15 protein-coding genes are annotated in these 16,375 nt (G+C 39.4%); 12 read left to right on the forward strand and 3 right to left on the reverse strand.

The features are described from left to right. Positions 1-39: 39 nt before the first annotated feature. The 12 genes from nusG to leuS all read left to right on the forward strand — a co-directional run bounded on the left by nusG (position 40) and on the right by leuS (position 13,486). Positions 40-582: a transcription termination/antitermination protein NusG gene (nusG, locus tag C0J00_RS01135; protein WP_104967168.1), complete on the forward strand. Its 543-nt coding sequence runs from the start codon at positions 40-42 to the stop codon at positions 580-582. 68 nt (positions 583-650) lie between these two features. After that, positions 651-1,649 carry a YhdH/YhfP family quinone oxidoreductase gene (locus tag C0J00_RS01140; RefSeq protein ID WP_104967169.1) on the forward strand — a complete coding sequence of 333 codons (999 nt, stop codon included), beginning with the start codon at positions 651-653 and terminating at the stop codon, positions 1,647-1,649. A 141-nt stretch (positions 1,650-1,790) separates the two neighbouring features. Beyond that, positions 1,791-3,167: an amino acid permease gene (locus C0J00_RS01145; protein ID WP_104967170.1), complete on the forward strand. Its 1,377-nt coding sequence runs from the start codon at positions 1,791-1,793 to the stop codon at positions 3,165-3,167. Between the two features lie 8 nt (positions 3,168-3,175). Then, a complete protein-coding gene (gene mmuM / locus C0J00_RS01150) occupies positions 3,176-4,135 on the forward strand; it encodes a homocysteine S-methyltransferase (protein WP_104967171.1) in 960 nt (319 codons plus the stop codon). A gap of 335 nt (positions 4,136-4,470) precedes the next feature. Further along, positions 4,471-5,301 (forward strand): MurR/RpiR family transcriptional regulator, encoded by an 831-nt coding sequence (locus C0J00_RS01155; RefSeq protein WP_104968796.1) that lies wholly within the window; start codon positions 4,471-4,473, stop codon positions 5,299-5,301. Further along, positions 5,301-6,005: an N-acetylmannosamine-6-phosphate 2-epimerase gene (locus tag C0J00_RS01160; protein WP_104967172.1), complete on the forward strand. Its 705-nt coding sequence runs from the start codon at positions 5,301-5,303 to the stop codon at positions 6,003-6,005. Before C0J00_RS01155 ends, C0J00_RS01160 begins: the two co-directional genes overlap by 1 nt. A gap of 24 nt (positions 6,006-6,029) precedes the next feature. Beyond that, the gene (locus tag C0J00_RS01165; RefSeq protein ID WP_104967173.1) at positions 6,030-6,950 is read left to right on the forward strand and encodes a dihydrodipicolinate synthase family protein; all 921 of its coding nucleotides are present in this window, start codon (positions 6,030-6,032) and stop codon (positions 6,948-6,950) included. Positions 6,951-6,963: 13 nt separating this feature from the next. Next, complete coding sequence (locus C0J00_RS01170; RefSeq protein WP_104967174.1) at positions 6,964-8,469, forward strand: sodium:solute symporter; 1,506 nt, start codon at positions 6,964-6,966, stop codon at positions 8,467-8,469. Between the two features lie 13 nt (positions 8,470-8,482). Continuing rightward, entirely contained in the window at positions 8,483-9,454 is a 972-nt protein-coding gene (locus tag C0J00_RS01175; protein WP_104967175.1) for an acetylxylan esterase, read from the forward strand. A 14-nt stretch (positions 9,455-9,468) separates the two neighbouring features. After that, entirely contained in the window at positions 9,469-9,906 is a 438-nt protein-coding gene (locus C0J00_RS01180) for a YhcH/YjgK/YiaL family protein (protein ID WP_104967176.1), read from the forward strand. Between the two features lie 29 nt (positions 9,907-9,935). Further along, a complete protein-coding gene (locus C0J00_RS01185) occupies positions 9,936-10,823 on the forward strand; it encodes an ROK family protein (protein WP_104967177.1) in 888 nt (295 codons plus the stop codon). 161 nt (positions 10,824-10,984) lie between these two features. Then, positions 10,985-13,486, forward strand: a complete 2,502-nt coding sequence (gene leuS, locus C0J00_RS01190) for a leucine--tRNA ligase (protein WP_104967178.1) — start codon at positions 10,985-10,987, stop codon at positions 13,484-13,486. Positions 13,487-13,818: 332 nt separating this feature from the next. On the opposite strand, the gene C0J00_RS01195 is transcribed toward leuS, so the two are convergent. Genes C0J00_RS01195 through C0J00_RS01205 form a run of 3 tightly spaced genes read right to left on the reverse strand, consistent with a single transcriptional unit; the run spans position 13,819 to position 15,915 of the window. Then, complete coding sequence (locus C0J00_RS01195) at positions 13,819-15,207, reverse strand: DUF4153 domain-containing protein (RefSeq protein WP_104967179.1); 1,389 nt, start codon at positions 15,205-15,207, stop codon at positions 13,819-13,821. Positions 15,208-15,209: 2 nt separating this feature from the next. Beyond that, positions 15,210-15,428: a helix-turn-helix domain-containing protein gene (locus C0J00_RS01200; protein ID WP_029691926.1), complete on the reverse strand. Its 219-nt coding sequence runs from the start codon at positions 15,426-15,428 to the stop codon at positions 15,210-15,212. Positions 15,429-15,438: 10 nt separating this feature from the next. Beyond that, positions 15,439-15,915, reverse strand: coding sequence for a DUF2975 domain-containing protein (locus C0J00_RS01205; protein WP_407697197.1), 477 nt, complete (start codon positions 15,913-15,915; stop codon positions 15,439-15,441). Between the last annotated feature and the right edge of the window lie 460 nt (positions 15,916-16,375).

Raw genomic sequence — 16,375 nt, forward strand, 5'->3', positions numbered from 1 at the left:
CAATCATCATCTATCAAATAATTAAAAAAGGAGAAATTCATGTTAGATTCATTTGATAAGGGCTGGTTTGTACTACAAACTTACTCAGGTTATGAAAACAAGGTTAAAGAAAACCTTTTACAACGTGCACAAACTTACAACATGCTTGACAACATTCTACGTGTCGAAATCCCAACACAAACGGTTAATGTTGAAAAAAATGGTAAGACCAAAGAAATCGAAGAAAACCGTTTCCCTGGTTATGTCTTGGTGGAAATGGTTATGACTGACGAAGCATGGTTCGTCGTACGTAATACACCAAACGTTACTGGTTTCGTTGGATCACACGGTAACCGTTCAAAACCAACTCCACTTTTAGAGGAAGAAATCCGCGCTATCCTCGTTTCTATGGGACAAACCGTTGACGTCTTTGATACCAACATCAAGGCTGGCGATGTGGTTCAAATCATCGACGGTGCTTTCATGGGTCAAGAAGGCCGTGTTATTGAAATTGATGGTAACAAGGTTAAACTCATGATTAACATGTTCGGTACTGAAACTCAGGCTGACCTTGAACTTTACCAAATTGCGGAGTTGGCATAAATAAGAAAGTCATAAGACCAAGGACTCTGCAGATTTGCGGAGTCTTTTTGCTTAGTAAAGGAGATATAATGGATCATTTTAAAGCGATGTACTTAGAAGAAACTAAGGGGCAACTGGAGTTTGCTGCCAAAATGATTACCTTAGCTGACCTTAGTAAAGGCGATGTTGTTATCAAGGTAGCTTACACTTCCCTCAACTATAAGGATATGTTAGCGGTTCAACCTAAAGGCGGCGTGATTCGTAACTATCCCATGGTTCCAGGGATTGACTTAGCTGGGACGGTGGTTTCCTCAGAAAGTAATGACTTTGTCAAAGGTCAAGAGGTCCTTGTAACAGGTTACGAGATGGGCATGTCTCACACCGGTGGTTTTTCTCAGTATGCTCGTGTGCCTAAAGACTGGGTGGTCCCATTACCGGAAGGCCTATCCCTCAAGGATGTGATGATATACGGGACAGCTGGATTAACGGCTATGTTATCAATTTTGGCTTTGGAAAATGCTGGTCTCTCTGAGAGAAAAGAAGCGCGTGTTTTGGTCACAGGAGCTAGTGGCGGTGTGGGATCAGTTGCCCTAGCGCTCTTAAAAGAGCGCGGCTACCGCAATGTGACAGCCTTGATTCGCAAAGACTACCAAGAGGCTGTTGTCAAAGACTTGGGAGCAGATCAAGTTATTCGACCAGAAGCCATTTTTATCAAAGAAAACCCACTCCTTTTGAAAGAGCAGTACGATTATGTCTTAGATACGGTTGGTGGTGATGTGGCTAGTCACCTCATCCCACAAGTCGCTTATGATGGGGTAATCTCCCTTTGTGGCAACGCAGCAGGAATTGGCTTAAGCACAAATGTGCTACCATTTATTCTCAGAGGTGTTAACCTTTTAGGGATTGATTCTGTCCAAATCAGCCAAGACAAACGATTAGAAGCTTGGACAGCCTTAGCTGATGCAAAAGCTATTCTAGCAAAACTCAAAACCAATACCATCAGCCTAGGAGATATTCCAGAAACTCTCCAAGCCCTCAAAGAAGGTCGCCATGTGGGGAGGACAGTGGTAGAGGTTGATTATCCATAATTCATTTTCTTGTTATATCCTTTCCCTATACGCTCCTTTCAAAAATAACTATATTACCAATCTTTGTAATCATGTTACTATAGTTAGAACAACTATTTTTGTGTTTTCATGAAAATTGAAAACTAAATGTAAGGAGATCTTATGAAGAATCATCGTTTTGAACACGAAGGGCAGTACAAGCGAGAGATGACTAGTCGTCACTTGCAGATGCTTTCAATCGGAGGTGTGATTGGAACAGGACTCTTTTTGAGTTCGGGTTACACGATTGCACAAGCAGGACCATTTGGAGCCATTTTTTCCTACCTTTTTGGTGGCATTATGGTCTACTTAGTCATGTTTTCTTTAGGAGAATTATCCGTAGCCATGCCAGTCACTGGGTCATTTCATACCTATGCAACTAGATTTATTAGCCCTGGAACAGGCTTTATGGTAGCTTGGATGTATTGGCTGTGCTGGGTTGTTGCCCTAGCCTCGCAGTTTGTAGGTGCAGCTTTGTTAACTCAGCGTTGGTTTCCTGATGTGCCAGTCTGGATCTTTGCAACTATTTTTGCAGTTCTTGTCTTTGGTTTAAATATGTTAAGTGTCGGCTGGTTTGCTAAGGCAGAGACTTATTTTTCGAGTATCAAAGCTTATGCTATTTTAATTTTTATCATTCTAGGTTTGCTAGCTGTTTTTGGGATTTTACCATTTGAAGGGGCGACCTCAGCACCACTCTTTGCCAATATCAGCAAAGATGGCTATCTACCAAATGGTGTTGTTGGCTTGATTTCAGTTATGTTGTCAGTTAACTATGCTTTTTCTGGGGTTGAAATGATTGGTATCGCTGCTGGTGAAACCGATAATCCTAAAGAAGCTGTTCCTCGAGCCATCAAATCAACGATTGGGATGCTAGTTGCCTTCTTTGTCTTGACCATGATTGTCTTGGCTTCTTTATTGCCCATGTCTGAAGCAGGTGTGACAGAAGCGCCATTTGTGTTAGTTTTGGACAAGATTGGCATTCCTTATGCAGCTGATATCATGAATGTTATTATCCTGTCAGCCATTTTATCGGCATCAACGTCAGGTCTCTATGCTTCAAGTCGCATGCTGTGGTCTTTGGCTAATGAAGGCATGATTAATAAAAATGTAGTGCGTATCAATAAGCATGGTGTGCCTATGAGAGCCATGTGGTTGTCCATGATTGGTGTTATTATCGCTCTGGTCGCTAGTATTTATGCGGCAGATACCATTTTCCTAGCACTTGTATCGATTGCTGGTTTTGCTGTTGTCATCACTTGGTTATCGATTCCATTAGCACAAATCAATTTCCGCAAAGGCTTCTTGAAAGAGCACGATCTTTCAGAATTGACCTATAAGACACCTTATTCACCGCTTTTGCCTTGGATTACAATTGTCCTTTTGCTCGTGTCAGTCGTTGGTATTGCTTGGGATCCGTCACAGCGAGCTGGTCTATACTTTGGTGTTCCCTTTATGATTCTTTGTTACGGGTATCACCGTTGGAAATTTAAGAAATGGTAGGAAAACTTATGGGAAAATTTAAACAATTGTTAGAGCAAGAAAGACCAGCCATTTTACACGGTGCTCTTGGAACAGAATTAGAAGCTAGAGGTTATGATATTAGTGGTAACTTGTGGTCTGCAAAATTCTTATTAGATGGTTCAGAAGTTATTCAAACCATACATAGGGACTATGTCTTAGCAGGGGCAGATATTGTGACCACGTCAACGTATCAAGCCAGTATTGCCAGTTTAGTTGATGTTGGTTTATCGGTTGATGAGGCAAAAGAGCTCATTATAAAAAGTGTGTCTTTAGCAAAAGATGCTAGAGAAGAAGCTTGGATAGAACTTTCACAAAGTGAGAAGCAAGGGCGTCACTATCCGCTTATTTCAGGTGACGTTGGTCCTTACGCAGCTTATCTAGCAGATGGCTCGGAGTATACCGGTGAGTATGGGGAAGTTACCAAAGAGGCTTTAAAGGATTTTCATCGTCCGCGAATCGCACTCTTTGTCGCAGAAGAAGTGGACCTCTTGGCACTGGAAACCATGCCTAATAAACTGGAAATCAAAGCCTTAGCAGAATTATTAAGTGAAGAGTTTCCACAGGTAGAGGCTTACTTGAGTATAACCTCGCAGGATGGGAAGTTTTTGTCTGATGGAACACCATTAGAAGAAGTAGTGGAAATACTTGCAATTTGTCCGCAAATTTTAGCTGTTGGTGTGAATTGTAGCTCTCCAAGTGTATCTGAAAAAATTTTAGAGAGCTTGTCAGACCTGACAGAACTACCGCTTCTGGCTTATCCTAATTCTGGAGAAATTTATGATGGAAAAACCCAAACATGGCATCATGGTGAAGACGGAGTATTATCTGTTCCAGACTGTCAAGCTAAATGGAAAAACCAATTCCCACAATTGAAACTGGTCGGAGGTTGCTGCCGAACTAGACCAATGGATATCGCTCGTATCAAAAAACAGATTGGAAAAATATAATCTTTGAAGAGGCTAGACATTTCTAGCCTCTTTGATATTTCTTGTTTAGGTTCGAGACGATGTAGGCTATGAATGTTGTAAGGATAGCACTTTTATAGCCTATTTATCTGGGATTTAAAGGATCAAACTCAGACAAGAAAGATGGCAGAAATGATGTTCTACAAGGCCTCAATTAGCCTTTTTTTTTGGTGTGTGATTTATCATTATGAAGAAAATAGTTTCAAAAAAGAACTGACAATTTAATGTTTTGGTTTATTTTTGAAACTATTTTCTATTTTCGAGAAACTATTGAAATAAAACAATGTAAGCGCTATACTGAAATCATAGGAGCTCATATGACAGATTTAACTAAAAAAATAGGACCACTTATTGAATCGTACTTAGACTCAATGACAAGTACGGAAAAAGATATTGCTCATTTTTTTATGGATGAGCCTCAAGAGATAGACTTATCAGCGGTAGCGATTTGTCAAAAACTACACGTTTCAAAGGCTAGTTTGACTAGATTTGCTAAAAAATGTGGTTTTGCAGGTTATCGAGAATTTAGTTATTTTTACCAAAAATCTCTGGCTGAAGAGGACGAGCAGAAGCAGTATTTGCTCAGAAAAGAAGTTACCAAACGTGTTATGGCTGATTATGATCAGTTACTACAGAAGACTTATTCGATTTTGGATGAAAATCAATTGACTAGAGTGACGAGTTTGATTGATCAGGCCAAACGGATTTATCTTTATGGTAAAGGTAGTTCTGCTCAAGCTATCAGAGAGATAAAGATGCGTTTCATGAGGTTGGGTCTTGTTTGTGATATTGTGACAGATAATGATGAGATGATATGGTCAAGCCTTTTGACAGATGAGAACTGTCTTGTGATAGGAGCATCCATTTCTGGAAAAACAAAATCTGTTATCAAAGCTTTGGATAAGGCTAGAGAGCGTGGTGCTAAAACGATTTTGATGACGACTCAAAAAGCCGTTGAAGCAGATATCCCATGGGATGAACTGGTTCTTCTAGCTTCAACGGCTAATTTATCTTATGGAAATCGTATTTCACCACAGTTTCCATTGTTGCTTGTGTTTGATTGTCTCTTTGCTTACTACTTGGCTATTGATCATCAAGAGAAACAAGAGCGTTATCAGCAAACGATTATTGATAAGGAGGAATCTTAATGTCTAGAGAAGACATACTGGAAAAACTAAGAGGTGGTGTGATCATCTCTTGTCAAGCGCTACCAGGAGAACCTATGTATTCTGAAAAAGGAGGTGTCATGCCTCTCTTTGCTAAAGCGGCTAAAGAAGCTGGCGCTGTAGGGATTCGTGCTAATAGTGTGCGTGATATTGTAGAGATACAAGAAGTTGTCGATTTACCTATTATCGGAATTATCAAGCAAGATTATGAAGAAGCAGATGCTTTTATCACACCGACCATGGCAGAAGTGGATGCTTTGGTTGAAACCGGTGTTGACATTATTGCTCTAGATGCGACTGTTTCCAGCCGTCCTAAGGGTGAGTCTTTGGAAGCATTCGTTAAAACGATAAAAAAAAGCTACCCTCAGCAATTACTTATGGCTGACTGTTCAACTTTAGAAGAAATGCTTACAGCAGAAAAGTTAGGATTTGACTTTATTGGGACGACTCTGGTTGGCTATACTGAGCAAAGTAAGCATTTAGTGATTGCCTCTAACGATTTTGAAATTATCAGACAAGCTAGAGAGAAGCTGAGAACCCCTATTATTGCGGAAGGAAATATTAGTACTCCTGAAAAGGTGAAGAGAGTCTTTGAATTAGGTGTTGATAGCGTTGTTGTTGGTTCAGCTATTACCAGACCTTTAGTTATAGCAAAACCATTTATTGAAGCGGCAAAAAGAAAGTAAACATAAAGAAAGAAGGAATTAACTATGACAAATTTAGATAAATACAAGGGTATTATTCCAGCATTTTATGCTTGTTATGACGCTGATGGAGAGGTTAGTGCAGAGCGTGTAAAAGAACTTGTTCAATATCATATAGATAAAGGTGTAAAAGGGATTTATGTCAATGGTTCTTCAGGTGAATGTATTTACCAGAGCGTAGAAGATCGTAAACTTATTATTGAAGCTGTTATGTCGGTGGCGAAAGGGAAGTTGACTGTTATTAATCATGTTGCTTGTAATAATACAAAAGACAGCATGGAACTAGCTAAACATTCAGAAGTTTTGGGAGTAGATGCAATTGCAGCCATCCCACCAATTTACTTTAAGCTTCCAGACTATTCGATTGCTCGCTATTGGAATGATATTAGCCAAGCAGCACCAAATACTGACTTTATTATTTATAATATTCCTCAGTTAGCAGGAGTTGCTTTAACAAGCATTTTGTATGCGGAAATGCGTCAAAATCCACGCGTTATTGGTGTTAAAAATTCATCAATGCCAGTTCAGGATATTCAATTATTTGCAGCTGAAGCTGGTTCTGACTATATTGTTTTCAATGGTCCAGATGAGCAGTTTCTGGGTGGTCGCCTCATGGGAGCTGAGGGAGGTATTGGTGGAACTTATGGAGTCATGCCAGATCTCTTTTTGAAATTAGATGATTTGATTGCCTCAAAAGATTTGGAAACAGCTAAGAAGTTACAGTATGCTATCAATGATGTTATCTATAAGATGGTCTCAGGAAAAGCAAACTTATACGCTGTCATTAAAGAAGTTTTACGCCTTAATGAAAATCTTGATTTAGGATCAGTAAGACGCCCCTTGGAGCCACTTGCAGAAGGTGATATAGAGATTGCCAAAGAAGCAGCGCAACTGATTACAGAAGCACGTTCGACATTTATTAATTAGGAGCAGGAGAGCTATGGATAAAGTATCATTTGGAGCCTTAAACTGGTTCATGATTATTTTCTATTTAGGCATTATGTTGTTAGTGGGGGCTTATTTCACCAAGAAATCTAGTCAGAGTACCGATGCTTTTTTCAAGGCGAATGGTAAAGTCCCTTCTTGGGCAGCAGGTTTAAGTGTTTATGCAACGACTTTAAGTTCTATTACTTTTATGGCTGTGCCAGAACGTTCTTTCTTAACGGATTGGTCTTATGCTGTAGGGACCTTAACTATCTTTTTGATCATTCCTTTAATGGCTAAATACTTCATTCCGTTTTTTAGAAGGCTACATGTTACGACGGCTTATGAATATTTAGAAGCGCGTTTTAGCACAACCTTACGTGCCATGAGTAGCTTTTTATTTGTGATTTATCATTTGGGTCGTATGGCAGTTGTTATCTATTTGCCAGTTCTTGCGATTACCTCTGTGACGGATATTAACCCTTTTCTTATTGCAGCTATTGTCGGTCTATTATGTGTGATTTATACCTTCTTAGGTGGTATTGAAGGGGTTATCTGGAGTGATGCGATTCAGGCAATTATTTTATTAGCAGGTGCTTTTCTTGTTATTGTTGTTGGTTTGATGAAAGTTGATGGAGGGTTAGTAACCTTATTGACAGATACTGTTGAACACCAGAAATTTATTTCTTTAAACAATAATTTTAATATGGCTAATTTGGCAAGCTTTATTCCTCTTATTTTTATTGGTCAATTTGCTAATACCTTATATCAATATGCAGGAAGTCAAGATGTAGTCCAGCGCTTTTTGACTACTAAATCAACAAAAGAAGCGGTACAGTCATTGTGGACCTCTGGCTGGTTATCTCTATCTGCTATCCCACTCTTTTTTGGAATGGGTACTGTTCTCTATAGTTTTTACACTCATACAGGTCAACTGCCCGAAGATTTTAACACCAGTGCTATCGTGCCATACTTTATTGTGACACAAATACCGGCAGGTCTTGCAGGCTTGGTTATTGCTGCTATCTTTGCTGCAGCTCAATCAACGATTTCATCTAGTCTTAATGCAATTTCGTCATGTTTTGTTGTTGATTTTAAACAGCGTTTTTTCAACAACCATTTGAAATCACTATCAGATGTGTGGTTAGCACGTTGGGTGATTATTGTTGCTGGAACAATTAGTACACTGATTACTCTTTACTTTATTGCAGGGAATTCTTCATCAACATGGGATATTTTCCTAGCGGTTTCAGGAATGTTTGGCGTACCAGTTGTTGGTCTCTTCGTCCTCGGTATATTTACGATAAAGGCTAATGCGACAGGGGCACTTCTTGGTTTTGTAAGCAGTGTTTTGATTAGTTTCATAGCTAATAATGCTAAGGTATCAGCACTTCTTGTGGCAGTCTTAGCACTTGTAGCAACAGTTGTTTTCGGCTACTTGTTTAGTTTACTCTTTAAAGGGAACAAGCAGCTTACCAATTTGACGATTCATACTTTATCAGATGATTTAACAGAGGACTAAAAGAAGGTGACCTATGAAAGATACAATGACTTTAGAAGCGATGCAGACTTACAGGGGGAGGCAAGAGCTACCAGAAGACTTCGATTCGTTTTGGGAAAAGAATATTGCGTCATTACCAGAAACGATTTTTCACGTCGTGGAAGAAAAGGATTTTAATACTCCAAATATTCGATGCATTGACTTATATTTCAATGGAACGAACAAGGGTAATGTTTACGCACGTTGTGTTTTTCCAAAAGTAGACCAAAAAGTTCCTGTGATTTTTCATTTTCACGGTTACATGGGACAAAGTCCAGACTGGTCGGTTTTGTTCTCATATGCAGCCCTAGGATATGGTGTTGTCGCTATGGATGTTCGTGGACAATCAGGTCGGTCTTTAGACAACGCTACCTTCAATGGGAATACTGTCAAAGGCCAAATCATAAGAGGAATGGTAGATGGTCCAGATCATCTCTTTTATAAGGATGTCTATCTAGACGTCTATAGTTTAATTGAGATTGTTTCACAATTTGAAGAAGTAGATGAGAACCGTCTGTTCAGTTATGGAGGATCACAAGGAGGAGCTTTAGCTTTAGTAGCCGCTGCCTTAAATCCAAAGATACAGAAGTGTGTCACCGTGTATCCGTTTTTAGGTGATTTTAAAAGGGTGATTGAGCTAGGCAATCATAGCGAAGCTTATGATGAGTTGTTCCGCTATTTTAAGTTTCATGATCCATTTCATCAAACAGAAGAATATATTTTGAATACCTTATCTTATATTGATATTAAGAATTTTAGTCATTTAATTAGCTGTCCTGTAAAATTTGTGACCTGTTTAGATGACAACGTCTGTTTCCCATCTACTCAGTATGCCATTTATAATCGATTGACAACTGAAAAAGAGCATTTATTATTACCAGAGTATGGCCATGATGCGGTTAATGTTCAGTTGAATGATACAATCTTTAATTGGTTGACAGGTTCAGAAATAACCTTTGAGTTCTAAAAGAGGAGAAAAATATGGAATTTTACCCATCCATTGATCATGCGAATAAACATGTGTTATTAGATTTAATAAAACCAATCTTAGCGGATTTAGACCTTCTAAACCTTGAAACCGGTATGCATCCTGTCAATGATGACCTTTATTTTAATGTGATTCAGTATGAGTCAACTATCGAGGATCAGCGTGTCTGGGAGAGTCATCGTCGAGAGTATGATGTGCATTATATTATTTCTGGAGAAGAGCGCATTTATCATAATTTCCTAAATCAGATGAGTTTGGGCAACTATGATACAGAAAGTGATTGGCAGGAGATGACAGGACAAAAGGCTAGTGAGCTGGTTTTGTTACCTGGGAATGTGCTCATTTTTGATAAAGAAGATGCTCATAAAACAGGATTGAAGGTCACTGATTCTGTAATGATAAAGAAAATCGTGTTTAAAATTGCCATGTAAAGTTCTTAAATTGATGAAAGGAGAAAGGCATGCGATTACTAGGCATTGATATTGGTGGTACTAGTATCAAAAGTGATGTCTATGACGAAAAGGGCTCTTCGCAACAGGAATTTAGAGAAATTCCGACTCCTGTTGATCTTCAAAAAGGTACCAATCAAATCTTTGATAGTCTTTTGCGATTAATTACTGGTTATCTTGATTCAGGTCGTACCCTAGACGGAATTGGGATATCAAGTGCTGGAGTTATTGATTCAGTAGAGGGAGAAGTGGTTTACGCAGGACCAACGATTCCTGATTATAAAGGTACTGCTTTAAAACAACTGGTAGAAGAGACATTTAACCTGCCTTGTGCGGTTGATAACGATGTTAATTGTGCTGCCTTAGGAGAAGCTTGGTTGGGTGCAGGTCAATCTACTTCTAGTTTTATTTGCCTAACTGTTGGTACAGGGATTGGTGGAGCAATTGTTTTAAATGACTCAGTTTGGAGAGGTTTTACCCACTCAGCTGGTGAGGTAGGTTATCTACCTATTGATCAGGATGTCTGGCAAAATAAAGCCTCCACAACAGCTATGGTTAAGGAATATTGCCAGAGGAAAAATCTGACAAGAGCTACAGGAAAAGCTATTTTTGAAGCTTATGAGCAAGATGATGAAGACGCTAAGGCTGTGATTACCCAATTTGTGGATTATTTTGTAGAAGGACTGTTACCAATTTTATATGTTATTAATCCTGAAAAAGTGTTAATTGGAGGCGGTATTTTAGCTAGATCAGATATTTTAATCCCTCAGCTCCAAGAGCGATTAGAAAATAGATTACAAGCATCTCAGTTTCTACCCAGATCCCTTGAGAGTACTCAATTGGGAAATGAAGCAGGACGACTAGGAGCAGTCTATCATTTGTTAAAGACGTGTTTTTAAACTAAGTAAGTATAGTAGGTTGATAGGTGTTGGTCATACAATCTTGGATAGATATGAAAATCTAAAAGTGATAAGGCATGAAATCACCGATTTCTGCCTTTTTTCTTGTGCCATTCCGTGCTATAATAAGACTACTATACTATTTTGATGGAGAAACAAAGATGGCTTTCTACAATCACAAGGAAATTGAACCCAAATGGCAAGGTTTTTGGGCTGAAAATCACACTTTTAAAACAGGAACGGATGCGTCAAAACCTAAATTTTATGCGCTTGATATGTTCCCTTACCCGTCAGGTGCTGGTCTGCACGTAGGACATCCTGAAGGCTACACAGCGACAGATATTCTCAGTCGTTTTAAACGTGCACAAGGCTACAATGTCCTTCACCCAATGGGTTGGGATGCTTTTGGTTTGCCTGCGGAGCAGTACGCTATGGATACTGGTAATGACCCTGCAGAATTTACTGCGGAAAACATCGCCAATTTCAAACGTCAAATCAATGCGCTAGGATTCTCCTACGACTGGGATTGTGAAATCAACACAACTGATCCTAACTACTACAAATGGACGCAGTGGATTTTTACGAAATTGTATGAAAAAGGCTTGGCTTATGAAGCAGAAGTGCCTGTAAACTGGGTTGAGGAATTAGGAACAGCCATCGCCAACGAAGAAGTCCTTCCTGACGGAACATCTGAACGTGGGGGCTACCCTGTTATCCGCAAACCAATGCGCCAATGGATGCTTAAAATCACAGCCTACGCAGAGCGCCTCTTGGAAGATTTGGAAGAAGTGGATTGGCCAGAGTCCATCAAGGACATGCAACGCAACTGGATTGGTAAATCAACAGGTGCTCATGTGACTTTCAAAATCAAAGATACGGATAAAGACTTTACAGTCTTCACTACTCGTCCGGACACGCTTTTTGGGGCTACTTATGCGGTTATGGCGCCTGAGCATGACTTGGTAGATAGCATCACATCACCAGAACAAGCAGAAGCTATCGCAGCATACAAACGTGCTGCCAGCCTCAAGTCTGACTTGGCACGTACGGATTTAGCCAAAGAAAAAACAGGTGTCTTCACAGGTGCCTATGCTATCAACCCTGTCAATGGTAAAGAAATGCCAATCTGGATTTCGGATTATGTTCTTGCTAGCTACGGAACAGGTGCTATTATGGCGGTGCCTGCCCATGACGAACGTGACTGGGAATTTGCCAAACAATTTGGTTTAGATATTATTCCTGTCTTGGAAGGTGGTAATGTTGAAGAAGCTGCCTACACTGAAGATGGACTTCACATCAATTCAGGCTTTGTCGATGGTCTTAATAAAGAAGAAGCAATTGACAAGATGGTTGATTTCCTAGAAGAAAATGGCTTCGGTAAAAAACAAGTCAACTACCGTCTTCGTGACTGGCTTTTCAGTCGTCAGCGTTATTGGGGTGAGCCAATTCCAATCATCCATTGGGAAGATGGCACTTCAACAGCTGTTCCAGAAAGTGAATTGCCACTGGTGCTTCCTGTAACCAAGGATATTCGTCCTTCAGGGACTGGAGAATCACCACTTGCTAACATCACAGACTGGCTTGAGGTGACGCGTGAAGATGGTGTTAAAGGTCGTCGTGAGACTAATACCATGCCGCAGTGGGCTGGTTCAAGCTGGTATTACCTTCGCTATATTGATCCACATAATGATGAGAAATTAGCTGATGAAGACCTCCTCAAACAATGGCTGCCAGTTGACATCTACATCGGTGGTGCTGAACATGCCGTTCTTCACTTACTTTATGCTCGTTTCTGGCATAAGGTCCTTTATGATTTAGGTGTTGTTCCTACCAAAGAACCATTCCAAAAACTCTTTAACCAAGGGATGATTTTGGGGACAAGCTACCGCGACCATCGTGGAGCTCTCGTTGCAACAGATAAGGTCGAAAAACGTGATGGTTCATTCTTCAACATTGAAACTGGTGAAGAACTTGAACAAGCACCTGCTAAAATGTCTAAATCCCTCAAAAACGTTGTCAACCCTGACGATGTAGTGGAGCAGTACGGTGCCGATACCCTCCGTGTTTACGAGATGTTCATGGGACCACTTGATGCTTCCATTGCCTGGTCTGAAGAAGGTCTTGAAGGGGCTCGTAAGTTCCTTGACCGTGTTTATCGCCTCATTACAACCAAAGAGATTTCTTCGGAAAATAGCGGAGCATTGGACAAAGTCTACCATGAAACTGTCAAAGCCGTGACAGAACAAATCGAAGAGCTCAAATTCAATACAGCTATTGCGCAGCTCATGATCTTTGTCAACGCAGCCAATAAAGAAGATAAACTCTTTGTTGATTATGCCAAAGGATTCGTCCAGTTGATTGCCCCATTCGCACCACACTTGGGTGAAGAATTGTGGCAAGTCTTGACCGCATCAGGGGAGTCTATCTCATATGTGGCATGGCCAACATGGGATGACAGCAAACTTGTGGAAAATGAAATCGAAATTGTTGTCCAAATCAAAGGTAAAGTCCGTGCGAAATTAATCGTTCCAAAAGATGCTAGCCGTGAAGAATTAGAAGCTCTTGCCATGGCAGACGAGAAAGTCAAAGCTGAAATTGCAGGCAAAGAGATTATTAAGGTGATAGCTGTTCCTAACAAGCTCGTTAACATTGTAACCAAGTAGTTTCCTCACTTGTTTGTTGAATTCCAATTTCTAGGAGTATCATTCTCGATTCTTAGATTCTAACGGATTGGATAATATCATTATAGAAAAAAGACTGGCTTTTCCTTAGACTGAAGGTAAAGGAGTAGGGGAAGTTTTAAAAACAGAAAATAGCTTAGAATGACGTTGCTGTAAAACGTTGATTCTAAGCTATTTTGTCTTGTTTTTAGGATAGTGTTGTAGTAATTAAATCTCGCTTGTTTATGATATTAAGAATCATGCTGCTTTATTTTCAATAGAAAGTTCAACATTAAAGACTTTCCAGCTCTTCTAAATTTAGAGGGCTGCCATTGTTATCCTAGTAATAGTGGGTAAAGGTAGAGGAGGATGGTAAAACTGAGGAGGCTGAAGAAGATTCCCCAGCGAATGGCTTGGAAGGCTTTGTAGAAGCGGGCAATAGTAAGGAGACACCAGATCATGAGCACGATAACAAACCAAGCTGACAACAGACGAAGTGGTGTTGCTCCATACAAGTAGATATAGATACCAAAGAGTTTCCAACTAGCTAGAGCAGCAAACAGACTAGCAAATACGAATAAAATGGTTAAAGCGATACGTGTTCCTTTTTTATTCCAAGGCATTTCTTTAGAAAAAATATAGAAGGCTATTAGCACCCCAAAGTTAAGAAGAGAAACACGAACTAATTGCCAGAAGCCAGAAACTGCTACGGTAGATGCATCTTGTGGAGAGACTTTGATAGACGTATCCAACAAGTTAGTTAATTCATTCAGACCGATTCCAAAAAAGAGAGCATAGGTCAAGCTGAGACTAATAAGAATGATGTAGATAGCTGACGAAGGGAATTGTCTTGTTTGAGTCAGTTCTTCTTGGAAACGACTGTAATCAAATGTTTTTTGGTTTCTTTTCTTGAGAATGGAAGCTGCTATTAAACCATATAGCCATAACATAATTGGTAGGCACATCAAGATTCGGAAAAGACTAACAGCAGGATTGAAAAAATCAAGAGAGAAATGTGTGAAAATGCTTGTCAATGAACGAGTGAACTGAGCAAAGCTTTCTGAAACTTGACTGAGCTGCGACCAGACAAAAATAACGAGTACTAGTGACAACAGGACACTAATTAGGATAAAAGTGAATTGAGTTCGAAAATGTTTTTGTTGGTCTATATCCTTCTTTCTCTGAAACGGCTGGGCAAGCACACGGAAGGCAAGGAAAAATTGACCAAAGGGATGTAAAACACTACCACGCCACAAGTCAAGCCAAGACAGAACCCCTAGATGACCTTGGCTGAGCCAATTTGTTCGGCTAAGGGTATAGAGGATGAATGACCCATGTAAGGCCAGAAACTGAGGAATTTCTAATTGACCAAGAAAGCCAAAATAACTCAGTGCCACTGCTTGAAAAACGGTCATCGAGAGAAAAAAAGAAGTCTCAAGTTGTTGGTGGGTATTGCTCTTAAAAGTTTGTAAGTTGTGTTTTCCGAGGTACTCTATCAAGAAAATGATACCAATGGTAAATGGAAAGATGTAATCAATGTAGCCTTCAAATATCCCCATCCAGTAAATGTATGACAATATAAATAGCAAGAGAGTCCCGATCTTAAAGCGACGTAAGGCTGAATCAGAAATACTGTTAAATAGATTTGGTTTTGGCTTCGGTTTTGGTTGTATGATAGAGGATGTAAAATTGGTTTGTAGTGGTTTAGCGGGAGGTATAGACATACTTAGTTTTCCTCACTTTCATCAGGTATATATTCGAGAATGTCTCCTGGTTGGCAGCCTAGTTCTCGGCAAAGAGCATTGAGTGTTGAGAAGCGAATAGCCTTGGCTTTATTATTTTTTAGAATAGATAGATTGGCCGGTGTTAGGTCGATAAGTTCTGCTAATTTACCAGCACTAATATGTTTTTTAGCCATGACAACATCTAAATTAATCTGAATCATACTTACCTCCTTAAATCGTGAAATCGACTTCTTCTTGTAAAGCTACTGCCTTACCGAAGGCAGTACGAATGACACGTATAATCAAAGTGAGAAGACTACAAGAAACAGCAACGAGTAGCATAGGTAGATAGGCTGTTAAGCCCATAAAGAGCGAAATCAATGCAACAGCTCCTACAATCCATCCTAGATAGCGTAAGTTTTGAACGTTTTCAGAGACGAAAACATGGTTGTTGCCAATACGGGTGATGAGTTGATAGAGGGTTATAATACAGCTGATAGCGAGAGCACCAAGAACATAACCTAACAGTAAGAGTACCCAAAAACGGATAGAATCTTGAAATAAGGGAGAGCGGTGCTCTATCACGAGCCTTGTAATCCATGGACCGATAAAAAGCATAATAAAAGAAGCTAGTCCTAGGCTAATAAGAGCCAATTTAGTTAGTAAGATACTGATATTTTCCTTAGTTGGTGTGTATTTAAACATTATTTTTCTCCTTTGATTTTAAACTATAGCACAAAATATATCGATAATCAATAAAAATATAGTGAAAAACAATAATTTTTTTGAGGAAAGAAGCTTCTTAGCTAATTTTAGTGAACAGGTTATTAAGCTAGTTGAAATCATTATTATATTCATATGACGTTAGAAACTATTGCAAGGTAGTAGATTTATGAGGGTTTTTTAATAACCTCTCATAAGGGATTACGTGTGTCTGTAGATTATTAATCGTTTTAATAAGATAATGATAAGCAACTATGATGAAGGTGATCGAGATGTAAATAAACCTTGCCATAGCTTGTAACTATATGCTACTCTAGTAATTGCCAAATAGCTAAATGACATCAGTCGTGTTAAAATAGAAAAATATTTGAATAGACTTATTTTGAAATCAATAAATAGCTTTTTTCAGTGTCTTCCTTAAGTAATGTGAGCTTTGAAAATCAGA

Origin of the sequence: Streptococcus pluranimalium (assembly GCF_002953735.1) — a bacterium.
GTDB classification, from domain to species: domain Bacteria; phylum Bacillota; class Bacilli; order Lactobacillales; family Streptococcaceae; genus Streptococcus; species Streptococcus pluranimalium.

Coding starts and splice junctions, on each gene's coding strand:
- nusG (WP_104967168.1), top strand. CDS start 40: ATGTTAGATTCATTTGATAAGGGCTGGTTTGTACTACAAACTTACTCA.
- C0J00_RS01165 (WP_104967173.1), top strand. CDS start 6,030: ATGACAAATTTAGATAAATACAAGGGTATTATTCCAGCATTTTATGCT.
- C0J00_RS01140 (WP_104967169.1), top strand. CDS start 651: ATGGATCATTTTAAAGCGATGTACTTAGAAGAAACTAAGGGGCAACTG.
- C0J00_RS01160 (WP_104967172.1), top strand. CDS start 5,301: ATGTCTAGAGAAGACATACTGGAAAAACTAAGAGGTGGTGTGATCATC.
- leuS (WP_104967178.1), top strand. CDS start 10,985: ATGGCTTTCTACAATCACAAGGAAATTGAACCCAAATGGCAAGGTTTT.
- C0J00_RS01180 (WP_104967176.1), top strand. CDS start 9,469: ATGGAATTTTACCCATCCATTGATCATGCGAATAAACATGTGTTATTA.
- C0J00_RS01195 (WP_104967179.1), bottom strand. CDS start 15,207: ATGTCTATACCTCCCGCTAAACCACTACAAACCAATTTTACATCCTCT.
- C0J00_RS01155 (WP_104968796.1), top strand. CDS start 4,471: ATGACAGATTTAACTAAAAAAATAGGACCACTTATTGAATCGTACTTA.
- C0J00_RS01200 (WP_029691926.1), bottom strand. CDS start 15,428: ATGATTCAGATTAATTTAGATGTTGTCATGGCTAAAAAACATATTAGT.
- C0J00_RS01145 (WP_104967170.1), top strand. CDS start 1,791: ATGAAGAATCATCGTTTTGAACACGAAGGGCAGTACAAGCGAGAGATG.
- C0J00_RS01175 (WP_104967175.1), top strand. CDS start 8,483: ATGAAAGATACAATGACTTTAGAAGCGATGCAGACTTACAGGGGGAGG.
- C0J00_RS01170 (WP_104967174.1), top strand. CDS start 6,964: ATGGATAAAGTATCATTTGGAGCCTTAAACTGGTTCATGATTATTTTC.
- mmuM (WP_104967171.1), top strand. CDS start 3,176: ATGGGAAAATTTAAACAATTGTTAGAGCAAGAAAGACCAGCCATTTTA.
- C0J00_RS01185 (WP_104967177.1), top strand. CDS start 9,936: ATGCGATTACTAGGCATTGATATTGGTGGTACTAGTATCAAAAGTGAT.